Source organism: Nocardioides proteolyticus, from assembly GCF_051280635.3.
Taxonomy (GTDB): domain Bacteria; phylum Actinomycetota; class Actinomycetes; order Propionibacteriales; family Nocardioidaceae; genus Nocardioides.
Map to the genome: position 1 here is coordinate 22514 of NZ_JBNBPO030000021.1, position 22893 is coordinate 45406.

Sequence of the window (22893 nt, forward strand, 5' to 3'; positions counted from 1 at the left end):
TCCTCGTCGATGGTTCGGGGAGCAGCCTGACGTCACCGAACCCTAGTGGATCGCCGGCCCGGCGGGCGCCAGTCCGACGAGGGCCGGCCCGGGCGCCCGGCGGGCGCTGGCGCTCAGCGCCAGTCGGGGCCGGGAGTGTCGTCGGGCTCGGCGATCGCCGACTCCTCGACCTCCTCGGGCACGTGCGCCTTCGCGCCCTTGCTCGACCGCCACAGGCTCGCCACCGCGGTGACGACCAGCGTGACGATGATGACCGCGAGGCTGAACAGCGAGGAGATCTCCGGCGCCGCCGAGACGTGCTCGCCGTCGTTGATGAACGACAGCTCGTTGACGTGCAGCGCGTGCAGGAACAGCTTCACGCCGATGAAGGCCAGGATGAACGCGAGGCCCAGCGAGAGGTAGACGAGCTTCTTCAGCAGCCCTCCGAGGAGGAAGTACAGCTGGCGCAGGCCCATCAGCGCGAACACGTTGGCCGTGAAGACCAGGTAGGGCTCCTGGGTGATGCCGAAGATCGCGGGGATCGAGTCCAGCGCGAAGAGGATGTCGGTGACGCCGAGCGCGATGATCACGATCACCATCGGCGAGACGAAGCGGACGCCGTTCTCGTGGTACCAGAGCTTCAGGCCGTGGTAGGCCTCGCCGACCCGCATGTGCCGCCGGGCGAACGTGACGACGGCGTTGTCCTCGGGGTGCTCGTCCTCGTGGCTGCCGTAGGACTTCACGAGCTTCACGGCCGTGTAGACCAGGAACGCGCCGAAGATGTAGAAGACCCAGCTGAAGTTCTCGATCAGCGCGTAGCCGAGGGCGATGAAGATGCCGCGGAAGATCAGCGCCAGGACGATGCCGACGAGCAGCGCCTCCTGCTGGTACTTCCGGGGCACCTTGAGGGCCGCCATCAGCACGATGAAGACGAAGAGGTTGTCGATCGACAGCGAGTACTCCGTCAGCCAGCCGGTGTAGAACTCCACGCCGTACGACGTGCCGTGGTGGAGCAGGACGAAGAGGCCGAACGCCAGGGCGGCGCCGACGTAGAAGCAGAGCGCGATGGCGCACTCCTTCATCGTCGGCTCGTGCGGGTCGCGCGCGATGACGATGACGTCGAACAGCAGCACGCCGATGGTCGCCGCGATGGTGATGGCCCATTCGAGGGTGGTCACGTCCACAGGGCAAAGCCTTTCAGTGGGGTCCTGGAGGAGCGGTCGGATGATCGCCCGAGGTCTCTTCCGCCGCCGTCCGCACCGGGCCGGCGACCTGCGGGACCGGACCGGACGTCAGCGTCCGGTCGTGGTGACGATCCCGCAGCGAAGGAGTACTCCCCTCTGGTGCCTGCATCCTTCCACGTGGCGCAGCGCCGTCCCAATCCGGTCTCAGGGCAGGCCGGTGACCCGGGCCATGGTCGCCAGCTTGGCGCCGGTCTCGCGGACCTCCGCCGCCGGGTCCGAGCCGGCGACGATCCCGGCGCCCGCGAACAGCCGCAGCCGGGAGCCGTCGATGACGGCGGCCCGGATGGTGACCGCGAACTCGCCGTCCCCGGACGCGTCGACCCAGCCGACACAGCCGGCGAAGTAGGCGCGCAGGTCGCCCTCGAGGTCGGCGATCACCTCGTTGGCGGCGGCCGTGGGGACCCCGCCGACGGCGGGGGTCGGGTGGAGCAGCTGGGCCAGGCGGAGCGCGGTGAGACCGGTCTCGCCCGCGGCGAGCCGGGCGCGGATCGGCGAGGCCAGGTGCCACACCGTGTCGGTGGCGAGCAGCTCGGGAGTCGCGGGATGCTCCACCTCGACGCACACCTGCTTGAGCGCGTGCACGATGGCGTCCACGACGAACGCGTGCTCGGCGAGGTCCTTCGCCGAGCGGCGCAGGGCGTCGGCGCGGCGGGCGTCCTCGTCGGCGTCGTCGGAGCGGGGCGACGAGCCGGCCAGCGGCGTGCAGGTGATCTGGTCGCCGCGCCGCCGCACCAGCAGCTCCGGGCTGGCTCCGAGGAGGACCGGTCCGTCGTCGTCGGGCTGACCCTCGCCCGGCGGGAGCGGCACGCTGAAGACGTAGCGCCCCGGGCGGGTCGCCAGCAGCCGGTCGATGACCTCGGCCGGCGCCAGCGGCGGCTCGCTCACCACGTCGAGACACCGCCCGAGCACCACCTTGCGGATCGTGCCGTCCTCGATCCGGGCGAGGGCGGTCTCGACCATCGCGGCGTAGTCGGCGGCGGTCGGGAACTCGGTGACGTGGTAGCGGCGGTCGGTCGCGTCGCCGGAGTCGGCGGGCCGCTCCAGCGCGTGCTCGGAGCCGACGACCTGGTGCGCCAGCCCGGGCGCCCCCGGCGCGAACGAGAGGGCCACCAGGGCCCGCTCCCCCGGGCCCAGCGCGCCCACAACGTCCTCGGCCCAGGCCGGGTCGGCACCGTCGGGGGTCTCCCAGGTGCGGAGCACCTGGCTGGCGACGTACGCCTCCTTGCCGGAGGCGAAGAGCAGCGGCCGGGCCGCCAGGGCTGCCGGGGTGATCGGGTCCCGCGCCATGCGCACCAGCCTAGTCCTCGCCGCCGTACGGCACCCCGAGCTGCTCCAGGCGGGCCCGGCCTCCGTCCTCGGCGGTGAGGACCCACGCGCCGTCGGCGGTCAGCGCGAAGGTGTGCTCGAAGTGCGCGCCCCACGAGCCGTCGGCGCTCACCACCGTCCACTCGTCCGCGGCCACCCGGGTCTCCCCGCTGCCGAGGGTGACCATCGGCTCGACCGCGAGCGCCAGGCCGGGCCGCAGCCGGGGCCCGCGACCGGGCCGGCCGTAGTTGGGCACGTCGGGGTCCATGTGCAGCGCGGTGCCGATGCCGTGCCCGGTGTAGCCGTCCACGATCCCCCACGCCCGGTCACCGGCCTGGCTGTCGAGGTAGGACTCGATGGCGTGTGAGATGTCGCCGACCCGCGCCCCGATCCGGGCGGCGGCCAGCCCGCGCCACAGGGCCTCCTCGGTGACGCGCAGCAGCTCGGCGACCTCCGCCCGCACCGCACCGACCGGCACTGTGATCGCGGCGTCGCCGTGCCAGCCGTCGACGACCGCGCCGCAGTCGATCGACACCACGTCGCCCTCGGCGAGCACCCTAGAGCCGGGAATGCCGTGGATCACCTCGTCGTCGACGGACACGCAGATCGTGGCGGGGAACGGCGGCTCGCCGTAGCCGAGGAAGGACGGCACGCCGCCCTGGTCGCGGATGCTCTGCTCCGCCAGCCGGTCCAGCTCCGCGGTCGTCACACCCGGACGCACCGCGGTGCGCAGCCGCTCGAGGGTGCGGCCCACCACGAGCCCCGCCGTGCGCATGGCGCGCACCTGCTCCGGGCTCTTGACCTCGAGCCGATGGCCGCCGAACAAGCCGCTGACCTGGCGGCCGTCAGGACTGCGGGACGGCGTCGAGGGCGGCGAAGATCCGCTGCTGCACCTCGTCGATCTCACCCATGCCGTCGACCTCGACGACGAGCCCGCGGGCGTCGTACACCTTGATCAGCGGCTCGGTCTCCTCGGCGTAGACCTCCAGGCGACGGCGGATGACGTCCTCGGTGTCGTCGGCGCGGCCCTCGGTCTCGGCACGCTTCAGGAGCCGTCCGACCACGGCCTCCTTGTCGACGGTGAGGACCAGCACCGCGTCGATCCGGTGACCGGTGTTGGCCACCATGTCGTCGAGCTCCTCGACCTGCGCGAGGGTCCGGGGATAGCCGTCGAGGAGGAAGCCCGGCTGGGCGTCGGGCTCCGCGAGCCGGTTGCGCACCATGTCGTTGGTGACCTCGTCGGGGACGTACTCCCCGGCGTCCATGTAGCGCTTGGCCTCGACGCCCAGCGGCGTGCCCTCGGCGACGTTGGCTCGGAAGATGTCACCGGTCGAGATCGCCGGGATGCCGAAGTGGTCGGCGACCGCCTTGGCCTGGGTGCCCTTGCCAGCTCCCGGAGGGCCCATGATGAGAAGACGCATTGCGCTACCGCAGGAATCCTTCGTAGTTGCGCTGCTGGAGCTGGCTCTCGATCTGCTTCACCGTGTCGAGCGCGACGCCCACCATGATCAGGATGGACGTGCCGCCGAACGGGAAGTTCTGGTTGGCCTCGATCAGCACGAACGCGATCAGCGGCACGAGCGAGATCACACCGAGGTAGAGAGCGCCCGGCAGCGTGATGCGGGACAGGACGTAGGACAGGTAGTCCTGGGTCGGCTTGCCCGCCCGGATCCCGGGGATGAAGCCGCCGTACTTCTTCATGTTGTCGGACACCTCTTGCGGGTTGAAGGTGATCGACACGTAGAAGTAGGTGAAGAAGATGATCAGCGCGAAGTACGTCGCCATGTGCAGCGGGTGGCCCTGGTCGACGAGGTACTCGTTGACCCAGCGGATCACCCGGTTGGGGTCGTTCTGGTTGAACTGCACCGCCATCGCCGGCAGGTAGAGCAGCGACGAGGCGAAGATGACCGGGATGATGCCGGCCTGGTTGACCTTCAGCGGGATGTAGGTCGAGCTGCCGCCGAACATCTTGCGGCCGACCATCCGGCGCGCGTACTGCACGGGGATCCGGCGCTGGGCCTGCTCGATGAAGATGACGGCCGCGACGATCACCAGACCGATGGCAACCACGATGGCGAACGTCCACCAGCCCTGCTTGATCCGGACCTCCCACAGCGCCGCCGGGAACGTCGCGACGACCTGGGTGAAGATCAGGATCGACATGCCGTTGCCGATGCCGCGCTCGGTGATCAGCTCACCGAGCCACATGATCACCGCGGTGCCCGCGGTCATCGTGACCACGAGGATCAGGAAGGTCTTGGTGTCGTCGCTGTGCAGCAGTGGCTCGTTGCAACCCTGCAGCAGGTTGCCGGTGCGGGCCAGGGCGACGATGCCGGTCGCCTGCAGGACGGCGAGGCCGAGCGTGAGGTACCGGGTGTACTGGGTGATCTTGGTCTGCCCGGCCTGGCCCTCCTTCTTGAGGGCCTCCAGCCGCGGGATCACCACGACCAGCAGCTGCAGGATGATGCTCGCGGTGATGTAGGGCATGATCCCCAGCGCGAACACGGTCAGCTGCAGCAGCGCGCCACCGGAGAAGAGGTTGACCAGGCTGTACAGGTCGGCGTTCTCGCCGTCGCGGGCGATGTCCAGGCAGCGCTCCACGTTGGAGACGTGCACGCCGGGGGCGGGGATCTGCGAGCCGGCCCGGAAGATGACGATGATCATCAGGACGAACAGCAGCTTGCGCCGCAGGTCCGGAGTCCGGAAGGCGTTCGCGAACGCGCTGAGCACTCAGATCCTCTTTCCTACTGATGGCCGCACACACGGGGCTCCGCCCCGTGGCCCCCCGTCGCGGGCGGGTCCGTCCGGACATTGGATGTTACCGGCCAGCGGCCGCCGGAAGCCTAACAGGCGCTCCCTCACCGACGGTGACGAAGTGCTCGGAGCAGTGAGGGGCGCGGCCGCCGGCTGCTGCCGGCCGCCGCGCCCCTCCCCTCAGGCACTCACAGGACCGTGACGGTCCCGCCGGCGCCCTCGATCTTCTCCTTGGCAGACGCCGAGAACGCGTTCGCGCTCACCGCGACCTTGACCGTGATCTCACCCTGGCCGAGCACCTTGACCGGCTCGCCCTTGCGCACGGCGCCGCGGGCGACGAGCGTCTCCGGGGTGACGTCGCCACCCTCGGGGAACAGCGCGCTGATCCGGTCGAGGTTGACGACCTGGTAGGTCACCTTGAACGGGTTGCGGAAGCCCTTGAGCTTCGGCAGCCGCATGTGCACCGGCATCTGGCCACCCTCGAACGCGGCGGGCACCTGGTAGCGGGCCTTGGTGCCCTTGGTGCCACGACCGGCGGTCTTGCCCTTGGAGCCCTCACCGCGACCCACGCGGGTCTTGGCGGTCTTGGCGCCCGGGGCGGGGCGCAGGTGGTGGAGCTTCAGCGTCATTGTCACTCGCCTCCGACGACCTCGACCGTCACCAGGTGACGGACGGTGTGGACCATGCCCCGGATCTCGGGACGGTCCTCCTTGATCACGACGTCGCCGATCCGCTTGAGGCCGAGGCTGCGCAGGGTCTCGCGCTGGTTGGCCTTCGCGCCGATCTTCGACTTGGTCTGCTGCACCTTCAGCTGCGCCATCAGACGGACACCGCCTCGGAGCCGCTCTTGGCAGCGGTCGCAGCGGCCTCGCCCTCGGCCTTGGCCTTGAGCAGCGCCGCCGGGGCGACGTGCTCGACCGGCAGACCGCGACGGGCGGCCACCGACTCGGGCTGCTCCAGCATCTGGAGCGCCGCGACGGTCGCGTGCACGATGTTGATCTGGTTGGACGAGCCCAGCGACTTGCTGAGCACGTCGTGGATGCCGGCGCACTCCAGCACGGCGCGCACCGGACCACCGGCGATCACACCGGTACCGGGCGCGGCCGGGCGCAGGAACACCACGCCGGCGGCCTTCTCGCCCTGGACGGGGTGCGGGATGGTGCCCTGGACGCGCGGGACGCGGAAGAAGTTCTTCTTCGCCTCCTCGACGCCCTTGGCGATCGCCGCCGGCACCTCCTTGGCCTTGCCGTAGCCGACGCCGACCAGGCCGTCGCCGTCACCGACGACCACGAGGGCGGTGAAGCTGAAGCGACGACCGCCCTTCACGACCTTGGCGACGCGGTTGATGGCGACGACGCGCTCGACGTACTGGTTCTTGTCGGCGCCGCCGCGGCGGTCGTCACGACCGCGCTGGCCGCGGTCGCCGCCCGAACGCTGTCCGCGCTGGGGTCCGCTCATGATCTCTCCTCAGTCCTGTTCGCGTCTCAGAAGGTCAGGCCGCCCTCGCGGGCGCCATCAGCCAGGGCCGCGATGCGACCGTGATACTTGTTGCCGGACCGGTCGAAGACGACCGACTCCACGCCGTTCTCCTTGGCGCGGGCGGCGACGAGCTCGCCGACCTTCTTGGCCTTGGCGGTCTTGTCGCCCTCGAACGAGCGGAGCTCGCCCTCGAGGGTCGAGGCCGACACCAGGGTCTTGCCGACCAGGTCGTCGACGACCTGGGCGGTGATGTGCTTCGACGACCGGGTGACCACCAGGCGCGGGCGCTCGGCGGTGCCGGAGATCTTCTTGCGCCCGCGGACCTGGCGACGCAGCTTGGACTGCGCCCGGGCCGAGAGGTTGCGCTTGTGCTTGAGCGTGATCGCCATGGTCACTTACCAGCCTTTCCGACCTTGCGGCGGACGTGCTCGCCGGCGTACCGGACGCCCTTGCCCTTGTAGGGCTCGGGCTTGCGGAGCTTGCGGATGTTGGCGGCGACCTCGCCGACCAGCTGCTTGTCGATGCCCTGGACGCCCAGCTTGGTGGGGCCCTCCACGGCGAAGGTGATGCCCTCCGGCGCGTCGAAGATGATCGGGTGCGAGTAGCCGAGCTGGAACTCCAGCTGCGTGGGGCCCTTGGACAGGACCCGGTAGCCGACGCCCACGATCTCGAGCTTCTTCTCGTAGCCGTCGGTGACGCCGACGACCATGTTGTTGATCAGCGTCCGGGACAGGCCGTGGAGCGACTTGGACACCCGCTCGTCGTCGGGGCGCTTGACGTCCAAGACAACAGAGCCGCCCTCTTCGTTTCGCTCGACGGTGATCGGGGGGACGACGGTGTGGCTGAGGGTGCCCTTGGGCCCCTTGACCGTGACGGTGGCTCCGTCGATCTGGACGTCGACGCCCGCGGGGACCGGGACGGGGAGCTTGCCGATGCGCGACATTCTTCTCTCTCCTTCCCTTGTCACCAGACGTAGGCGAGGACTTCCCCACCCACGCCCTTCTGGTTGGCCTGACGGTCGGTCAGCAGACCCTGGCTCGTCGAGATGATCGCGACGCCGAGGCCGCCGAGCACCTTCGGCAGACCGGTGTGCTTGGCGTAGACGCGCAGGCCCGGCTTGCTGATGCGGCGGACGCCGGCGATCGAGCGCTCGCGGTTGCGGCCGTACTTGAGCGTGATGGTCAGCAGCTTGCCGACGCCGTTCTCGTTGTCGGCCACGCTGTAGGAGGTGATGTAGCCCTCCTGCTTGAGGATCTCCGCGACGCCTTCCTTCAGCTTGCTGTAGGGCATGGTCACCGCGTCGTGGTACGCCTGGTTGGCGTTGCGCAGACGTGTCAGCATGTCTGCGATCGGGTCAGTCATCGTCATGATGTGTTTCCTTCTGCTGTGGTTTCCGGCCGCTCACCGGCGAACGGACCTTCAGCGGTTGTCACTTGTGGTTGAGGGCCTGGGTCACCAGGAGGACTTGGTGACGCCGGGCAGCTCGCCGCGGTGCGCCATCTCCCGCAGGCAGATCCGGCACAGGCCGAACTTGCGGTAGACCGCCTTCGGGCGACCGCACCGCTGGCAGCGGGTGTAGCCACGGACTGCGAACTTGGGCTTGCGGGCGGCCTTGACCCTGAGCGCTGTCTTCGCCATGTGTGTTCTCCTTACCGCTCCGCGAACGGGAAGCCGAGCTGCTTCAGCAGCGCGCGTCCCTGCTCGTCGTTGGTCGCCGTGGTGACGATGGTGATGTCCATGCCCCGCTGCCGGTCGACCTTGTCCTGGTCGATCTCGTGGAACATGACCTGCTCGGTCAGACCGAAGGTGTAGTTGCCGCGGCCGTCGAACTGCCGCGGCGAGAGGCCGCGGAAGTCGCGGATCCGGGGCAGCGCCAGCGACAGCAGCCGGTCGAGGAACTCCCACATCCGGTCGCCGCGGAGGGTGACGTGCGCGCCGATCGGCATACCCTCACGCAGCTTGAACTGGGCGATCGACTTGCGGGCCTTGGTCACGGCCGGCTTCTGGCCGGTGATCGCGGTGAGGTCGCGGATCGCGCCCTCGATCAGCTTGGAGTCGCGAGCCGCCTCGCCGACGCCCATGTTGACCACGATCTTGGTCAGGCCGGGGACCTGCATGACGTTGGCGATCTCGAACTCGGACCTCAGCGCCGGGAGGATCTCCTCGCGGTACTTCGTCTTGAGCCGGGGGGTGACCTTCTCGGCCACGTCTACGGTGCTCTCGGACACTTCTAGATCTCCTTCCCGGTCTTGCGGGAGATGCGGACGCTGCGCGTCGAGGAGTACTCGGAGCCGTCGGGGCGACGCTTGGTCACCTCGACCCGCTTGTGACCGACCTTGGTCACGCCGTCACCCTCGACCAGCATCACGTTGGACACGTGGATCGGGGCCTCGGTCGTGATGATCCCGCCGGTGTTGCCGGCGCGACCGCCCTGGTCGACGACCTTGGTGTGCTTCTTGATGCGGTTGACGCCCTCGACGATCACCCGCTGCTCCTCGCGGAGCACCTTGATGATCTTGCCCTCGGCGCCCTTGTCCTTGCCGGCGATGACCTTGACGGTGTCGCCCTTCTTCACGTGCAGGTTGGGCTTCTTGCGCCCCTGCTCGGACTTCTTCTGGGCAGCCATCACAGCACCTCCGGCGCGAGCGAGATGATCTTCATGAACTTCTTCTCGCGCAGCTCGCGGCCGACGGGGCCGAAGATGCGCGTGCCGCGCGGCTCGCCGTCGTTCTTCAGGATCACGGCGGCGTTCTCGTCGAACCGGATGTAGGAGCCGTCCGGCCGGCGGCGCTCCTTGACGGTGCGCACGACGACGGCCTTGACGACGTCACCCTTCTTGACGTTGCCGCCGGGGATGGCGTCCTTCACGGTGGCGACGATGACGTCCCCGATCCCGGCGTAGCGGCGACCGGAGCCGCCGAGCACGCGGATGCAGAGGATCTCCTTCGCCCCGGTGTTGTCGGCGACCTTGAGTCGCGACTCCTGCTGAATCATCAGTTTCTCCTGGTTGTCGTGCCGGTTCTCGCCAGCTCAGCCGATCTGCGGCTGACGAGCCTGGCCGAACTTCGAATGAACTACTTCGCGCGCTCGAGGATCTCCACCACGCGCCAGCGCTTGGTGGCCGACAGCGGGCGGGTCTCCATGATGAGGACACGGTCGCCGACGCCGCAGTCGTTGTTCTCGTCGTGCGCCTTCAGGCGGGTGTTGCGCCGCATGACCTTGCCGTAGAGGGCGTGCTTGACGCGGTCCTCGACGGACACGACCACGGTCTTGTCCATCTTGTCGCTGACCACGAGCCCCTCGCGGGTCTTGCGGGTGTTGCGCTCGACCTTCGCCTCAGTCTGCTCGGCCATCACTTCTCACTCTCCTCGGCGCCCGGGGCCGTACGGATCCCGAGCTCGCGCTCACGGACCACGGTGTAGATCCGGGCGATGTCCTTCTTGACCGTGCGGAGCCGGCCGTGGCTCTCCAGCTGGCCGGTGGCCGCCTGGAACCGCAGGTTGAACAGCTCCTCCTTGGCCTCGCGCAGCTTGGCCTCGAGGTCGACGTCGTTCAGCTCATCCAGTTCGTGAGCGCGCGTGGCGTTGGCCATCAGAACTCACCGGCCTCTCGGGTGATGAAGCGGCACTTCATGGGCAGCTTGTGGATGGCTCGGCGCATCGCCTCGCGGGCGACGTCCTCCGGCACACCGGACAGCTCGAACATGACGCGACCGGGCTTGACGTTGGCGACCCACCACTCCGGCGAGCCCTTGCCCGAGCCCATCCGGGTCTCGGCCGGCTTCTTGGTCAGCGGGCGGTCGGGGTAGATGTTGATCCACACCTTCCCGCCACGCTTGATGTGCCGGGTCATGGCGATACGGGCCGACTCGATCTGCCGGTTGGTCACGTAGTGACCCTCGATCGCCTGGATCCCGAACTCACCGAACGCGAGCGTGGTGCCACCCTTGGCAGCACCCCGACGCTTCGGGTGGTGCTGCTTGCGGTGCTTGACGCGACGCGGCATCAACATGGCTCAGCCCTCCTGGGTCTCTGCCGGAGTGGTGGCCTGCGCCGTGTCGCCGCCGGCCGGAGCCTCGGTGACAGCAGGCGCGTCGGCACCACGGTCGGCGCGGGTCGGACGGTCACCGCGCGAACCGCGCGTGGGACGGTCACCGCCACGGCTGGGACGACCGCCGCGGCCGGGGACACCGGCGCGGGCAGCGGCCTGGGCCTGCCGCTCGGCCCGGGTGCCGGCGACCTCGCCCTTGTAGATCCAGACCTTCACGCCGATCCGGCCGAAGGTCGTGCGGGCCTCGTAGAAGCCGTAGTCGATGTCGGCACGGAGGGTGTGCAGCGGGACGCGACCCTCGCGGTAGAACTCGGTGCGCGACATCTCGGCGCCGTTGAGGCGGCCCGAGCACTGGATCCGGATGCCCTTGGCTCCGGAGCGCATCGAGGTCTGCATCGCCTTGCGCATGGCGCGCCGGAACTGCACCCGGCCCGAGAGCTGCTCGGCGACGCCCTGGGCGACCAGCTGCGCGTCGATCTCGGGGTTCTTGACCTCGAGGATGTTCAGCTGGACCTGCTTGCCCGTCAGCTTCTCGAGCTCGCTGCGGATGCGGTCGGCCTCGGCGCCACGCCGGCCGATCACGATGCCCGGCCGGGCGGTGTGGATGTCGACGCGGACCCGGTCGCGGGTGCGCTCGATCTCCACCTTGGCGATGCCGGCCCGCTCCATGCCCTTGCTGAGCAGCTTGCGGATCGCGACGTCCTCGCCGACGTAGGACTTGTACAGCTTGTCGGCGTACCAACGCGACTTGTGGTCGGTCGAGATGCCGAGACGGAAGCCGTTCGGGTTGATCTTCTGACCCATTACTTGGCCTTCCTGTTCTTCGCGGCGGCGTCGACGACGTCGGCCGGCTGGACCGCGATGGTGATGTGGCTGGTGCGCTTGTTGATCCGGGTTGCCCGGCCCTGCGCACGCGGACGCCACCGCTTCATCGTGGGGCCCTCGTCGACCCGCGCGACGGAGACCACGAGGTCGCCTGCGGACAGGCCCTCGGTGGTCTCGGCGTTCGCCACGGCGCTCTCGACGACCTTGTAGACGGTCTGCGCGGCGGACTGCGGGGCGAACTGCAGCAGCGTCAGCGCCTCGCCCACGGGCAGGCCGCGGACCAGGTCGACGACGCGGCGCGCCTTCATCGGGGTGATCCGCTGGAAGCGGGCACTCGCGAAGGCGCCGGGGGCGTCACCCAGCAGCGACTCGCGGCGGGCGCTGGTGCGCCGGCGGTCAGTGGTGGTCATCGACGACGTCCCTTCCGGTCTTCCTTCACGTGCCCGCGGTAGGTGCGGGTCGGGGCGAACTCGCCCAGCTTGTGGCCCACCATCGAGTCGGAGATGAACACCGGCACGTGCTTGCGACCGTCGTGGACGGCGATCGTGTGGCCGATCATCGCCGGGACGATCATCGAGCGGCGCGACCAGGTCTTGATGACGTTGTGCGTGCCCTTGTCGTTCTCGGCGTCCACCTTCTTCATCAGGTGGTCGTCGACGAAGGGGCCCTTCTTCAGGCTGCGAGGCATATCAGTTACTTCCTACCCTTGCCGGACTTGCGGCGACGGATGATCTGGCTGTCGCTGGCCTTGCGCTTGCGCGTGCGGCCCTCGGGCTTGCCCCACGGGGAGACCGGGTGGCGTCCACCGGAGGTCTTGCCCTCGCCACCACCGTGCGGGTGGTCGACCGGGTTCATGACCACACCGCGGACGGTCGGACGCTTGCCCTTCCACCGCATCCGGCCGGCCTTGCCCCAGTTGATGTTCGACTGCTCGGCGTTGCCGACCTCGCCGACGGTGGCGCGGCAGCGCACGTCGACGAAGCGCATCTCGCCGGACGGCAGCCGCAGCGTGGCGCGCGAGCCCTCACGGGCGACCAGCTGCGCGCTGTTGCCGGCCGAGCGGGCCAGCTTGGCGCCGCCGCCGGGACGGAGCTCGACGCAGTGGATCGTGGTGCCGACGGGGATGTTGCGCAGCGGCAGGTTGTTGCCCGGCTTGATGTCGGCACCCACGCCGGACTCGACGCGCGAGCCCTGCGCCAGGTCCTTCGGCGCGATGATGTAGCGCTTCTCGCCGTCGGCGTAGTGCAGCAGCGCGATCCGAGCGGTGCGGTTGGGGTCGTACTCGATGTGCGCGACCTTGGCCGGCACGCCGTCCTTGTCGTAGCGACGGAAGTCGATGACGCGGTAGGCGCGCTTGTGACCGCCACCCTGGTGCCGGGTGGTGATCCGGCCCTGGTTGTTGCGGCCGCCCTTCTTGGGCAGCGGCCGGGTCAGCGACTTCTCCGGAGTGGTCCGGGTGATCTCGGCGAAGTCGGCCACCGACGAGCCGCGACGGCCCGGGGTGGTCGGCTTGTACTTGCGGATAGCCATGTCTCTTCAGTCCTTTGCGCGCCCGGTCAGGAGACCGGACCTCCGAAGATGTCGATGCGGTGGCCCTCGGCCAGGCTGACGATCGCGCGCTTGGTGTCCTTGCGCTTGCCGATGCCGTGGCGGGTCCGTCGGGTCTTGCCCGGCCGGTTGAGGGTGTTCACCGAGGTGACCTTGACGCCGAAGACCTTCTCGACCGCGATCTTGATCTCGGTCTTGTTGGCGTCCGGGCGCACCAGGAACGTGTACTTGTTCGCGTCGAGGAGGCTGTAGCTCTTCTCCGACACGACCGGCGCGATCAGGACGTCGCGGTGGTCCTTGTGCAGCGTGCTCACGCGTCACCCTCCTCGGCGGCCTCGGCGGCCTTGGTGCTCTTGGCCTTCGGCGCGGCCTCGGCGGAGCCGCCGGACACGAACACGTCGAAGGCGGCCTTGCTGAAGACCACGTCGTCGCTCGCCAGCACGTCGTAGGTGTTGAGCTGGTCGACAGCCACGATGTGCACCTCGGGCGCGTTGCGCAGCGAGAGCCAGGTGAGCGAGTCGGCGCGCTCGAGCACGACGAGGAACTTGCGGCGGTCGGCGACCAGGCCGAACAGGGCGGCCAGCGCCGACTTCGTCGACGGCTTGTCACCGGAGACGAGGCCGTCGACCACGTGGATGCGGCCGTTGCGCGCCCGGTCGGAGAGGGCGCCCCGCAGTGCGGCCGCCTTCATCTTCTTGGGGGTGCGCTGGCTGTAGTCGCGCGGCTGCGGGCCGTGGACGGTGCCACCACCGGCGAACTGCGGCGCCCGGGTCGAGCCCTGACGGGCGCGGCCGGTGCCCTTCTGCTTGTAGGGCTTGCGGCCACCGCCGCGGACCTCGCCGCGGGTCTTGGTGGCGTGCGTGCCCTGGCGCGCGGCCGCCTGCTGGGCGACCACGACCTGGTGGATCAGCGGGACGTTGACCTCGACGTCGAAGATCTCGGCGGGGAGGTCGATGGAAACCTTGTTAGCCATGGCGATCAGGCCTTCCGGCTCATCGGCTCGGCGAGCTTGGCAGCCGAGCGGAGGACGACGACGCCACCCTTGGGGCCGGGAACAGCGCCCTTCAGGAGGATCAGGCCCTTCTCGACGTCGACCGCGTGCACGGTGACGTTCTGCGTGGTGACCGTGTCGCTACCCATGCGACCGGCCATCCGGAGGCCCTTGAAGACGCGACCCGGCGTGGCGCACGCGCCGATGGACCCGGGCTTGCGGTGGTTGCGGTGGGCACCGTGCGAGGCGCCGACGCCGGCGAAGCCGTGCCGCTTCATGACGCCCGCGAAGCCCTTGCCCTTGCTGGTGCCGGTCACGTCGATGACCTCACCGGCCACGAAGGTGTCGACCGGGAGCTCCTGGCCCACGGTGTAGGTGGCGGCGTCGGCCGTGCGGATCTCGACGAGGTGACGGCGCGGGGTGGTGCCGGCCTTCTCGAAGTGTCCGGCCTGCGGCTTGTTCACCTTGCGGCCCTCGATCTCGCCGAAGCCGACCTGGATGGCGTTGTAGCCGTCCGGCTCGGGCTGGCGGACCTGGGTCACGACGTTGGTGCCCGCGGCGACGACCGTCACCGGGATGACCCGGTTGTTCTCGTCCCAGAGCTGGGTCATGCCCAGCTTGGTGCCGAGGAGGCCCTTGACGTTGCGTTCGATGGTCATGTCGATCTACCTCAGAGCTCAGAGCTTGATCTCGATGTCGACACCGGCCGGGAGGTCGAGGCGCATCAGCGAGTCGACGGTCTTCGGCGTGGGGTCGATGATGTCGATGAGACGCTTGTGCGTGCGCATCTCGAAGTGCTCGCGCGAGTCCTTGTACTTGTGCGGCGAGCGGATGACGCAGAAGACGTTCTTCTCGGTCGGCAGCGGCACGGGGCCGGCGACCTTGGCACCCGTGCGGGTCACCGTGTCCACGATCTTGCGCGCCGAGGTGTCGATCACCTCGTGGTCATAGGCCTTGAGCCTGATGCGGATCTTCTGTCCCGCCATAGGTCTCTCTCGTCCTTCTGTGTCGTACGTACCGGGCCAAGCAATCGGGGCTGTGCCAGCACCGACCCCCGAGGTCGGGCGTGTCGCACCTGTCGGGCGCGCACGTCTCCCCGCGGGGAAGTCGGGCTGTTGTTGTGGCTGATCGAGTCCCACCGACGGGATCCGCTGGGGATCCCGGTGGCGTGCGGTGCGACCAACGTCGACCACCGGGCACGCTCGCCGCGGCACCGGTTTGCCCGGGATTCGGAAGGAACCCGGCCGCTCCGCGCGGAGACACGATTCAGTAGTCAAGGTGGGGCGCACCCCGACGACCCGCCGGAGCAACCTGAACATCTTGGCAGAGTTCGAGGAGCGCACCAAATTCGCGAGCGGGCCGCTCGGACGAGGGCGGTCCCGGCAGGATGACGGCCAGCACGGGCGCAGTGCGAGGATGGCGCCGACCCCCGACCGACCGCCGAGGAGTGCGATGACCGACGGTGCGCCGAACCCGTTCCCGCCGCCGGGCGCTCCGGCGCCGGAGGACCCACCCTCCGGGCCGACGACCCACGCGTCGCCCGGCCACCCAGGGCCCGGTCACCCACCGCCCGGTCACCCGTCGCCCGGTTCCGGGGCGTCGTACGCGCCGCTGCCGTCGTACCCGAGGGCGCCGGGAGGGCTGCCCGGCATGCTGGGCGCGGCGCACAAGCCGGGCGCCTTCCCGCTGCGCCCGCTGACGCTCGGCAACATCTACGACGGCGCGTTCCGGATCATCCGCTTCAACCCCAAGGCCACCGTCGGCGCGGCCGTGATGGTCACCGCGGTGGCGATGCTCATCCCCGTCCTGGTGACCGCCGTGCTGACCTTCACCGTCGGGCTGGCGGTGGACGCGTCCGGCGAGCTGGACCCGGAGGCCGACGCCGCCGAGGCGGTCGGGCTCCTGGCGGCGTACGGCTCGCTGTTCCTCTCCCTCCTCCTCGCGCAGGTGGGCGTCATCTTCGTGACCGGGATGATCGCCCACGTCACCCGCGCGGCGGCCGTCGGCCGGCGACTGACCCTCGGTCAGGCCTGGGCGGCGACCCGCGGCAAGCGGTGGCGCCTGATCGGGCTCACCGTGCTGCTCTCGGTCGCGTTCCTGGCACTGCTGGTGGCCTACGTGCTGCTGTGGGTGCTCGTGGTCGTCGTCGCGCAGGACGCCTGGGGACTGATCCTGCTGTGGGGGCTGATCACCGTCCCCGCCTTCGTCGCACTGTCCTGCTGGCTGTGGATCCGGGCCTACTACCTCGCGGTGCCGCCGCTGATGCTGGAGGAGGTGGGGGTGTTCGGCGCGATCGGCCGCGCGTGGCGGCTGACCCACCGCCACTTCTGGCGCACCTTCGGGATCGCGCTGCTGACCTTCCTCATCGGCTCGGTGGCCGGGAGCGTGCTGTCCACGCCGGTGTCGCTGGTCGGCAACATCGCCGCCGTCGCGATCCCCGAGTACGGCGTTCTCCTCCTGATGCTCACCCAGGCGGTGGCCCTGGTGATCCAGAACGCCTTCGTGGCGCCCTTCCTGTCCACCGTGACCTCCGTGCAGTACGTCGACCTCCGCATGCGCAAGGAGGCCTTCGACGTGGAGCTCATGCGCGAGGCGGGGATCGCACCCGAATGACGTCCGTCCTGCTGCCGGCCCTGGAGCCGCCCCTCGACCCCAGCGGGGACGAGGGCAGGTCGCTGCTGCGCCGGGAGCTGGCGCGTCCGGAGTACCACGACACCGACGTCGTCGACCGGATCCTCGACTGGCTGGGGCGGCTCGTCGACGACAGCATCGGAGCCGCCGAGGGGTCCCCCACGCTCCTGTCCGCCGCAGCCATCCTGGTCGCCGTCGCCCTCGCGGCCGCGGTGCTCGTCCTCGCCTCCCGGGCGCGCCGCACCGCCCGGGCCGGCCGTTCGGGCGCTCCCGCGCTGACCGACGAGGTCGTGACGGCCGCCGAGCTGAGGGCTCGGGCGGAGGCGGCGCTCGCGGCCGGCGACAACGCGGGCGCGCTGGTCGACGCCTTCCGCGCGCTCGCCGTGCGTCAGGTGGAGCGGGACCGGATCGACGACGTCCCCCAGGCCACCGCTCACGAGCTCGCGGCCGCGCTCGCTGCTGCCTTCCCCGGGCAGAGCGGTCGCATCCACGACAGCGCCGACGTCTTCGACCAGGTGCTGTACGGCGACCGCCCGGCCACGCGCGAGCAGGCGGTCGAGGTCCTCGCCCTCGACGACGAGCTGGCCGGCAGGAGGGTCCGCCGATGACGGCCGGCACCACGCCGGCGCCGGCCGGCGCCATCCCGGTCGACCAGGGCGAGCGCAGCGGCCCGGGCGAGCGGTGGCGCCGCCTGCGGGTCCGGCTGCTGCTGGCCGCGGCGGTGCTCCTGGCACTCGTCGCCGCGGTCTGGACCGCCGGCGGCGCGGAGTCGACCGAGCCGCTCGATCCCAGCAATCCCGCGCCCGACGGCGCGCAGGCCGTCGCGGAGGTGCTGGCCGAGGAGGGCGTCGACGTCACGGTCGCCCGGTCCGCCGACGCCCTGGAGGACACGGCCGTCGACGACGGCACCACGGTCGTGGTGACCAGCACCCACCACCTCTCGCCCAGCACGCTCCGGCGACTGCGCGACCACGCCTCGCCCGGCCGGCTGGTGCTGGTCGAGCCGTCGTACTCGCTGGTGCAGGAGGTCGACGGCAGCCAGACCACGTCGTCGTTGTTCGGCGGCGACCTGGAGGCCGACTGCGGCCCGGTCGACGGGATCGACGTGGACGGCCTGTCGCTGGAGGTGGACGAGGCGACGGCCTATGCGGGGTCCGGCTGCTTCGCCGGCGGCGCGGGGGCGGTCCTCGTGGCCGACCGGGACGCCGACGTCGTGCTGTTCGGCGCGGGCGAGGCCCTCACCAACGACCAGGTCCTGCGCGCCGACAACGCCGCGGTCGCGCTGCGGCTGCTGGGCGAGGACGACCGGCTGGTCTGGTACGTCCCCGACCCGGCCGACGCGGAGGCCGACGAGGCGGTCACGGTCGGCTCGCTGCTGCCGGACTGGATCGCGCCCGCGCTGTGGATGGTCGCCCTCGCCGGCGTCGGCCTGGTGCTCTGGCGCTTCCGGCGGCTGGGTCCCCTCTCGACCGAGCCGCTGCCCGTGGTGGTCAGGGCTGTGGAGACCGCGCGCAGCCGAGGCCGGATGTATCGCAAGAGCGGGGACCGCGGCCACGCCGCCCAGGCCCTGCGGCGGTCGGCGGTCCGGGCGCTCGGCGCCCGGCTCCGGCTCGACCGGCACGCCGACGCGGTCACCGTCGCGGAGGCGGTGGCGCGCGACGTCGGCCGCCCGCCGGCAGAGATCGGCCACCTGCTGGCCGGCCCGCCCCCGACGACGGACCGGGACCTGGTCCGGCTCGCCCAGGAGCTCGCCCGATTGAGGAAAGAGGTAGGACGCGGATGACCCAAGGTCACGAAGGCCTCGACCGGCCGGCGAAGGCCGGCACCCCCACCGGCACCCCCGCCGGCAGCTCGGCCGGCGACGTACGCGAGCGGCTGCTCGCCGTCCGGCAGGAGGTCGCGAAGGCGGTGGTCGGCCAGGACGCCGCGGTGTCCGGGCTGATCGTCGCCCTGCTGTGCGGCGGCCACGTGCTGATGGAGGGCGTGCCGGGAACGGCCAAGACGCTGCTGGTGCGCACCCTCGCCGCGAGCCTCTCGGTGCAGACCCGGCGGGTGCAGTTCACGCCGGACCTGATGCCGGGCGACATCACCGGCTCGCTGGTCATCGACTCCACCGCCGGAGAGCTCAGCTTCCGCGAGGGACCGATCTTCACCAACCTGCTGCTCGCCGACGAAATCAACCGCACGCCACCGAAGACCCAGTCCGCCCTGCTCGAGGCGATGGAGGAGGGACAGGTGTCCGCCGACGGCGTCACCCGGCCGCTGCCGCGGCCCTTCCTCGTGGCCGCGACCCAGAACCCGGTCGAGTTCGAGGGCACCTATCCCCTGCCGGAGGCGCAGCTGGACCGGTTCCTGCTGAAGGTGGTACTGCCGGTGCCGCCGCGTTCGGAGGAGGTCACCATCCTCACCCGCCACGCGGAGGGCTTCGACCCGCGCGACGTCGCCGGAGCCGGCGTTCGGGCCGTGGCGAGCGGCGCCGACATCGAGGCCGGCCAGGCCGCGGTGAAGCAGGTGCAGGTGTCGCCCGAGGTGGCGGCGTACATCGTCGACATCGCGCGGGCGACGCGGGACTCGCCGTCGCTGTCGCTCGGCGTGAGCCCGCGCGGGGCGACCGCGCTGCTGCGCGCCGCGCGCGCGTGGGCGTGGCTCTCGGGCCGGGACTTCGTGACGCCCGACGACGTGAAGGCGCTGGCCCAGGCGACGCTCGCCCACCGCCTCGGGCTGCGTCCCGAGGCCGAGCTGGAGGGGGTCGACGTGGCCCAGGTGCTCTCCTCGGCGGTCGGCTCCGTGCCGGTCCCCCGCTAGGTCGGCGGGGCCGACGCTGATGGCGATCTCCGGGCGCGTCCCGCTCCTGCTCCTGCTCGGGGTGGGGGCGGTGCTGCTGCGCCCGTCGGCGAGCACCGTGGCGCTCTGGCTGCTCGGCGTGCTGCTGGTCGTCGCGCTCGACCTGCTGCTCACGCCCCGACCGGACCTCGTCGGCATCGCCCGCCGACCGCCGGGAACGGTCCGTCTCGGCGACCCGGCGACGTCGGTGCTGACGCTCGCCAACGACTCGTCCCGGTCACTGCGGATCCAGGTGCGCGACGCGTGGCAGCCCTCGGCGGGCGCCTCGGGCAACCGCCACTCGCTCCGCCTGCCGGCCGGGGAGCGCCGGAGGCTCAGCACCCCGCTCCTCCCCCGCCGCCGCGGCGACCTGCGCGCCGACGGGGTCACCCTGCGGGTCTGGGGCCCGCTGGGGCTGGCCGCGCGCCAGCGCAGCTACGACGTCCCCGGGTCGGTCCGCGCACTGCCGCCCTTCGAGTCGCGCAAGCACCTGCCGTCCCGGCTGGCGCGGCTCCGCGAGCTCGACGGCCGTGCCGCCGTGCGGGTGCGGGGCCAGGGCACCGAGTTCGACTCGCTGCGCGAGTACGTCCGCGGCGACGACGTCCGCTCCATCGACTGGCGCGCGTCGGCCCGCACCCCCCACGTGGTGGTCCGCACCTGGCAGCCCGAGCGCGACCGCCGCGTGGTGCTCGTGCTCGACACGTCGCGGACCTCCGCCGGGCGGGTGGCGCGCGTCGCCGGCGAGGACCCCGACGACGGCATCCCGCGGCTGGACGCCGCGATGGACGCCGCGCTGCTGCTGGGTGCGCTCGCCTCGCGCGCCGGGGACCGGGTCGACTTCCTGGCCGGCGACCGGCGGGTCCGGGCGCGGCAGCGCCTGGCGGGCGCGCGCGACGTCGCCGCCCGGATGCAGGAGCAGATGGCGGGGCTCGACCCGGTGCTCGCCGAGGCGGACTGGGACGCCCTCGCCGGCGAGGTCCAGGGCCTCGGCCGCCAACGTGCGCTCGTCGTGCTGCTCACCGCGCTGGAGCCCTCGGCGATCGCCGACGGGCTGCTGCCCGTGCTGCCGACCCTGACCCGGCACCACCGGGTCGTGCTGGCGTCGGTGCGCGACCCCGAGCTGGGCCGGCTGGCCCACGAGGCCACCACCGACGGCGCCACCGTGGACACCGTCGACACCGTGTACGACGCCGCGGCGGCCGAGCAGGAGCTGCACCGCCGCGCGTGGATCCGGGACGTCCTCGGCCGGCTCGGCGTCGACGTGGTCGACGCCGACGCGGCCCAGCTGCCGCCGGCGCTCGCCGACCACTACCTGCACCTGAAGGCGCAGGGCCTGCTCTAGGCCCCCGGTCAGGCCTCAGGACTGGGTGGCGACCCGGTCCTCGAGCAGGGCCGCGGAGATGTCACCGGTGGACCCGCGGTGCGCGGCGGCCCTGCCGACGACGAACACGTAGAGCAGGAAGGCCACCTCGGCGAGGATGCCGATGCCGACCCGCGCCCAAGTGGGCAGCGGCGAGGGCGTCACGAAGGCCTCGATGATGCCGCTGACCAGGAGCACCACGGCGAGGCCGAGGGCGACGGTGACCGCGGTGCGGCCCGCCCTCGCGAGCGAGGCCGCACGGCCGGTGCCGCCGGGCTCGATCCACGACCAGAACAGGCGCAGCCCGACGCCGCCGGCCACGAAGACGCAGGTGAGCTCGAGCAGCCCGTGCGGGATGATCAGGCCCCAGAACAGCTCGCCCCGGTCGTGGCGCACCATGATCGACCCGACGATCGCCAGGTTAGAGATGTTGACGAACAGCAGGTAGATCACCGGCACGCCGAGGATGCCGAGCGCGATGCAGAGCGCGCTCACCCAGGAGTTGTTGATCCACACCTGGGTGGCGAACGCGCTCGCGGCGTTCTCGCTGTAGTAGCTCTCGAAGTCGTTGTTGACCAGCTGGTCGACCTCCTGCGGGGAGATCAGGGTCTGTTCCACCTGCGGGTTCTCGAGCAGCCAGACCATCATCACCGCGGTGACGACCACGTTGCCGGCCAGGCAGCCGAGCCACCACCAGCGGAGGCGGTAGAGGGCGGCGGGGAACTGGTCGGTGAAGAACCGCCCGACGGCCCGCCAGCTCGCCACCCGGGCGGCGAGCATCGCGATCCGCGCGCGACCCAGCAGCGAGGACAGGTAGGCGACCAGCTCCCCGTCGGGTGCCGACGTCCGGATCACCGACAGGTGGGTGGCGACCTGCTGGTAGCGGTCGACCAGCTCGTCGCTCTCCGCACCGGTACGGCGGCCCTGCCGCACCAGCCGCTCGAGGCGCAGCCACTCGTGGGAGTGAGCGGCCACGTAGGCGTCGAGGTCGATGCGCGGCACGCGGACAGGGTACGGGTCGCCCGACCGTCGCCGCACGACCTCCGCGACCGGCCGGGGTGACTAGGCTGCGCTCGATGCCGACGCACGACTACGCCACGATCACGGCCGACGACCTCGTCACCGGCGAGGGCGTGGCCCTGGACCTGCCCGCGGCGTCGTTGGGGCTGCGGATCGCGTCCGGGCTGATCGACGTGCTGGTCACGGTCGCCACGCTGCTGGTCCTCTTCGTGGTGCTCACTCTCGCGACGCTTCGGTTCCAGGACGACGCGCTCACCGGGGCGGCGTTCGTGCTGACCACGGTGCTGACCTTCCTCGTCCTGCCGGCCACCCTCGAGACGCTGACCCGCGGCCGCTCCCTGGGCAAGCTGGCGCTCGGCCTCCGGACCGTGCGCGACGACGGCGGGCCGATCAGCTTCCACCACGCCCTGGTGCGGGCGCTGATCGGCTTCGTCGAGATCTACGCCTTCACCGGGGCGCCGGCCTTCTTCTCGATCATGCTGAGCTCCCGCGGCAAGCGGCTCGGCGACTACGCCGCCGGCACGTACGTCGTCCGCGAGCGGGTCCCGCTGCGGCTGCCGCACCCGCCGCCGCTGCCTCGGGAGCTGGCCGGGTGGGCCCGCCGCACGGACCTCGGCACGCTGCCGACCGGCACGGCGCTCGCCGTACGGCAGTTCCTCGGTCGGCTGCCCACGCTCGACCCCGCGTCGCGGGACCGGGTGGGGCGGGCCCTGCTCGCCGACGTGCTGCCGCACGTGGCGCCGCCGCCCCCGGCAGGCGCCCCGCCCGAGCTGGTGCTGATGGCCGTGATCGCGGAGCGGCGCGAGCGCGACCTCGCCCGGCTGCGGCGCGACGACGACGTGCGCCGGCGGCTGATGTCCGGCGGGCAGGGCTCCTGATCCTCG

Annotated in this window: 33 protein-coding genes; 6 read left to right on the forward strand and 27 right to left on the reverse strand. The window is 71.1% G+C overall.

Annotation, left to right across the window (positions count from 1 at the left end; translation table 11 throughout):
* Positions 1–113: 113 nt before the first annotated feature.
* From ACPOLA_RS13320 to rpsJ, 26 genes are all read right to left on the reverse strand, one after another.
* Positions 114–1157, reverse strand: coding sequence for a TerC family protein (locus ACPOLA_RS13320; RefSeq protein ID WP_435770925.1), 1044 nt, complete (start codon positions 1155–1157; stop codon positions 114–116).
* Positions 1158–1367: 210 nt separating this feature from the next.
* Positions 1368–2510, reverse strand: a complete 1143-nt coding sequence (locus ACPOLA_RS13325; protein WP_435770926.1) for an isochorismate synthase — start codon at positions 2508–2510, stop codon at positions 1368–1370.
* Positions 2511–2520: 10 nt separating this feature from the next.
* Complete coding sequence (gene map, locus ACPOLA_RS13330) at positions 2521–3354, reverse strand: type I methionyl aminopeptidase (RefSeq protein ID WP_435770927.1); 834 nt, start codon at positions 3352–3354, stop codon at positions 2521–2523.
* Positions 3355–3373: 19 nt separating this feature from the next.
* Positions 3374–3949, reverse strand: a complete 576-nt coding sequence (locus tag ACPOLA_RS13335; protein WP_435770928.1) for an adenylate kinase — start codon at positions 3947–3949, stop codon at positions 3374–3376.
* 4 nt (positions 3950–3953) lie between these two features.
* Positions 3954–5258, reverse strand: coding sequence for a preprotein translocase subunit SecY (secY, locus tag ACPOLA_RS13340; RefSeq protein WP_435770929.1), 1305 nt, complete (start codon positions 5256–5258; stop codon positions 3954–3956).
* Between the two features lie 212 nt (positions 5259–5470).
* Entirely contained in the window at positions 5471–5911 is a 441-nt protein-coding gene (rplO, locus tag ACPOLA_RS13345) for a 50S ribosomal protein L15 (protein WP_435770930.1), read from the reverse strand.
* Between the two features lie 2 nt (positions 5912–5913).
* Entirely contained in the window at positions 5914–6102 is a 189-nt protein-coding gene (rpmD, locus tag ACPOLA_RS13350) for a 50S ribosomal protein L30 (protein ID WP_179727414.1), read from the reverse strand.
* Complete coding sequence (gene rpsE, locus ACPOLA_RS13355; protein WP_435770931.1) at positions 6102–6740, reverse strand: 30S ribosomal protein S5; 639 nt, start codon at positions 6738–6740, stop codon at positions 6102–6104. The genes rpmD and rpsE overlap by 1 nt, the downstream gene beginning before the upstream one ends.
* A gap of 26 nt (positions 6741–6766) precedes the next feature.
* Positions 6767–7150, reverse strand: coding sequence for a 50S ribosomal protein L18 (gene rplR, locus ACPOLA_RS13360; RefSeq protein ID WP_435770932.1), 384 nt, complete (start codon positions 7148–7150; stop codon positions 6767–6769).
* 2 nt (positions 7151–7152) lie between these two features.
* A complete protein-coding gene (gene rplF / locus ACPOLA_RS13365) occupies positions 7153–7704 on the reverse strand; it encodes a 50S ribosomal protein L6 (protein WP_435770933.1) in 552 nt (183 codons plus the stop codon).
* A gap of 20 nt (positions 7705–7724) precedes the next feature.
* On the reverse strand, positions 7725–8129 hold the full coding sequence (gene rpsH / locus ACPOLA_RS13370; RefSeq protein WP_435770934.1) for a 30S ribosomal protein S8: 405 nt from the start codon (positions 8127–8129) through the stop codon (positions 7725–7727).
* A gap of 84 nt (positions 8130–8213) precedes the next feature.
* Positions 8214–8399, reverse strand: coding sequence for a type Z 30S ribosomal protein S14 (locus tag ACPOLA_RS13375; RefSeq protein WP_028636399.1), 186 nt, complete (start codon positions 8397–8399; stop codon positions 8214–8216).
* Between the two features lie 11 nt (positions 8400–8410).
* The gene (gene rplE, locus ACPOLA_RS13380; protein ID WP_435770935.1) at positions 8411–8989 is read right to left on the reverse strand and encodes a 50S ribosomal protein L5; all 579 of its coding nucleotides are present in this window, start codon (positions 8987–8989) and stop codon (positions 8411–8413) included.
* A gap of 2 nt (positions 8990–8991) precedes the next feature.
* Entirely contained in the window at positions 8992–9387 is a 396-nt protein-coding gene (gene rplX / locus ACPOLA_RS13385; protein ID WP_435770936.1) for a 50S ribosomal protein L24, read from the reverse strand.
* On the reverse strand, positions 9387–9755 hold the full coding sequence (rplN, locus tag ACPOLA_RS13390) for a 50S ribosomal protein L14 (protein WP_011757324.1): 369 nt from the start codon (positions 9753–9755) through the stop codon (positions 9387–9389). The genes rplX and rplN overlap by 1 nt, the downstream gene beginning before the upstream one ends.
* Positions 9756–9835: 80 nt before the next feature.
* Positions 9836–10114 carry a 30S ribosomal protein S17 gene (rpsQ, locus tag ACPOLA_RS13395; RefSeq protein WP_435770937.1) on the reverse strand — a complete coding sequence of 93 codons (279 nt, stop codon included), beginning with the start codon at positions 10112–10114 and terminating at the stop codon, positions 9836–9838.
* The gene (rpmC, locus tag ACPOLA_RS13400; protein ID WP_435770938.1) at positions 10114–10353 is read right to left on the reverse strand and encodes a 50S ribosomal protein L29; all 240 of its coding nucleotides are present in this window, start codon (positions 10351–10353) and stop codon (positions 10114–10116) included. The genes rpsQ and rpmC overlap by 1 nt, the downstream gene beginning before the upstream one ends.
* Positions 10353–10772: a 50S ribosomal protein L16 gene (gene rplP, locus ACPOLA_RS13405; RefSeq protein WP_435770939.1), complete on the reverse strand. Its 420-nt coding sequence runs from the start codon at positions 10770–10772 to the stop codon at positions 10353–10355. The genes rpmC and rplP overlap by 1 nt, the downstream gene beginning before the upstream one ends.
* Positions 10773–10775: 3 nt before the next feature.
* Positions 10776–11615 (reverse strand): 30S ribosomal protein S3, encoded by an 840-nt coding sequence (gene rpsC, locus ACPOLA_RS13410; RefSeq protein WP_435770940.1) that lies wholly within the window; start codon positions 11613–11615, stop codon positions 10776–10778.
* Positions 11615–12046, reverse strand: a complete 432-nt coding sequence (gene rplV, locus ACPOLA_RS13415) for a 50S ribosomal protein L22 (protein ID WP_435770941.1) — start codon at positions 12044–12046, stop codon at positions 11615–11617. Before rplV ends, rpsC begins: the two co-directional genes overlap by 1 nt.
* Complete coding sequence (rpsS, locus tag ACPOLA_RS13420) at positions 12043–12324, reverse strand: 30S ribosomal protein S19 (RefSeq protein WP_435770942.1); 282 nt, start codon at positions 12322–12324, stop codon at positions 12043–12045. Before rpsS ends, rplV begins: the two co-directional genes overlap by 4 nt.
* Positions 12325–12329: 5 nt before the next feature.
* Entirely contained in the window at positions 12330–13166 is an 837-nt protein-coding gene (gene rplB, locus ACPOLA_RS13425; RefSeq protein WP_435770943.1) for a 50S ribosomal protein L2, read from the reverse strand.
* A 26-nt stretch (positions 13167–13192) separates the two neighbouring features.
* Entirely contained in the window at positions 13193–13498 is a 306-nt protein-coding gene (gene rplW / locus ACPOLA_RS13430) for a 50S ribosomal protein L23 (RefSeq protein ID WP_435770944.1), read from the reverse strand.
* The gene (gene rplD / locus ACPOLA_RS13435) at positions 13495–14157 is read right to left on the reverse strand and encodes a 50S ribosomal protein L4 (RefSeq protein ID WP_435770945.1); all 663 of its coding nucleotides are present in this window, start codon (positions 14155–14157) and stop codon (positions 13495–13497) included. Before rplD ends, rplW begins: the two co-directional genes overlap by 4 nt.
* Before the next feature lie 5 nt (positions 14158–14162).
* Entirely contained in the window at positions 14163–14834 is a 672-nt protein-coding gene (gene rplC, locus ACPOLA_RS13440) for a 50S ribosomal protein L3 (RefSeq protein WP_435770946.1), read from the reverse strand.
* An 18-nt stretch (positions 14835–14852) separates the two neighbouring features.
* Positions 14853–15161, reverse strand: a complete 309-nt coding sequence (rpsJ, locus tag ACPOLA_RS13445; protein ID WP_007078637.1) for a 30S ribosomal protein S10 — start codon at positions 15159–15161, stop codon at positions 14853–14855.
* A gap of 466 nt (positions 15162–15627) precedes the next feature.
* Here rpsJ and ACPOLA_RS13450 point away from each other — a divergent pair, with 466 nt between their 5' ends.
* From ACPOLA_RS13450 to ACPOLA_RS13470, 5 genes are read left to right on the forward strand one after another with little or no spacing between them, the layout of a single operon-like run.
* Entirely contained in the window at positions 15628–16788 is a 1161-nt protein-coding gene (locus ACPOLA_RS13450; protein WP_435770947.1) for a DUF7544 domain-containing protein, read from the forward strand.
* Positions 16785–17414: a DUF4129 domain-containing protein gene (locus ACPOLA_RS13455; protein ID WP_435770948.1), complete on the forward strand. Its 630-nt coding sequence runs from the start codon at positions 16785–16787 to the stop codon at positions 17412–17414. Before ACPOLA_RS13450 ends, ACPOLA_RS13455 begins: the two co-directional genes overlap by 4 nt.
* Entirely contained in the window at positions 17411–18589 is a 1179-nt protein-coding gene (locus tag ACPOLA_RS13460) for a DUF4350 domain-containing protein (RefSeq protein ID WP_435770949.1), read from the forward strand. The genes ACPOLA_RS13455 and ACPOLA_RS13460 overlap by 4 nt, the downstream gene beginning before the upstream one ends.
* Positions 18586–19611 (forward strand): AAA family ATPase, encoded by a 1026-nt coding sequence (locus tag ACPOLA_RS13465; protein WP_435770950.1) that lies wholly within the window; start codon positions 18586–18588, stop codon positions 19609–19611. Before ACPOLA_RS13460 ends, ACPOLA_RS13465 begins: the two co-directional genes overlap by 4 nt.
* Before the next feature lie 19 nt (positions 19612–19630).
* Positions 19631–20971 carry a DUF58 domain-containing protein gene (locus tag ACPOLA_RS13470; protein WP_435770951.1) on the forward strand — a complete coding sequence of 447 codons (1341 nt, stop codon included), beginning with the start codon at positions 19631–19633 and terminating at the stop codon, positions 20969–20971.
* 15 nt (positions 20972–20986) lie between these two features.
* Here ACPOLA_RS13470 and ACPOLA_RS13475 read toward each other — a convergent pair whose 3' ends face one another.
* Complete coding sequence (locus tag ACPOLA_RS13475; RefSeq protein WP_435770952.1) at positions 20987–21991, reverse strand: stage II sporulation protein M; 1005 nt, start codon at positions 21989–21991, stop codon at positions 20987–20989.
* 74 nt (positions 21992–22065) lie between these two features.
* Here ACPOLA_RS13475 and ACPOLA_RS13480 point away from each other — a divergent pair, with 74 nt between their 5' ends.
* Complete coding sequence (locus ACPOLA_RS13480) at positions 22066–22887, forward strand: RDD family protein (protein ID WP_435770953.1); 822 nt, start codon at positions 22066–22068, stop codon at positions 22885–22887.
* Positions 22888–22893: the final 6 nt, after the last annotated feature.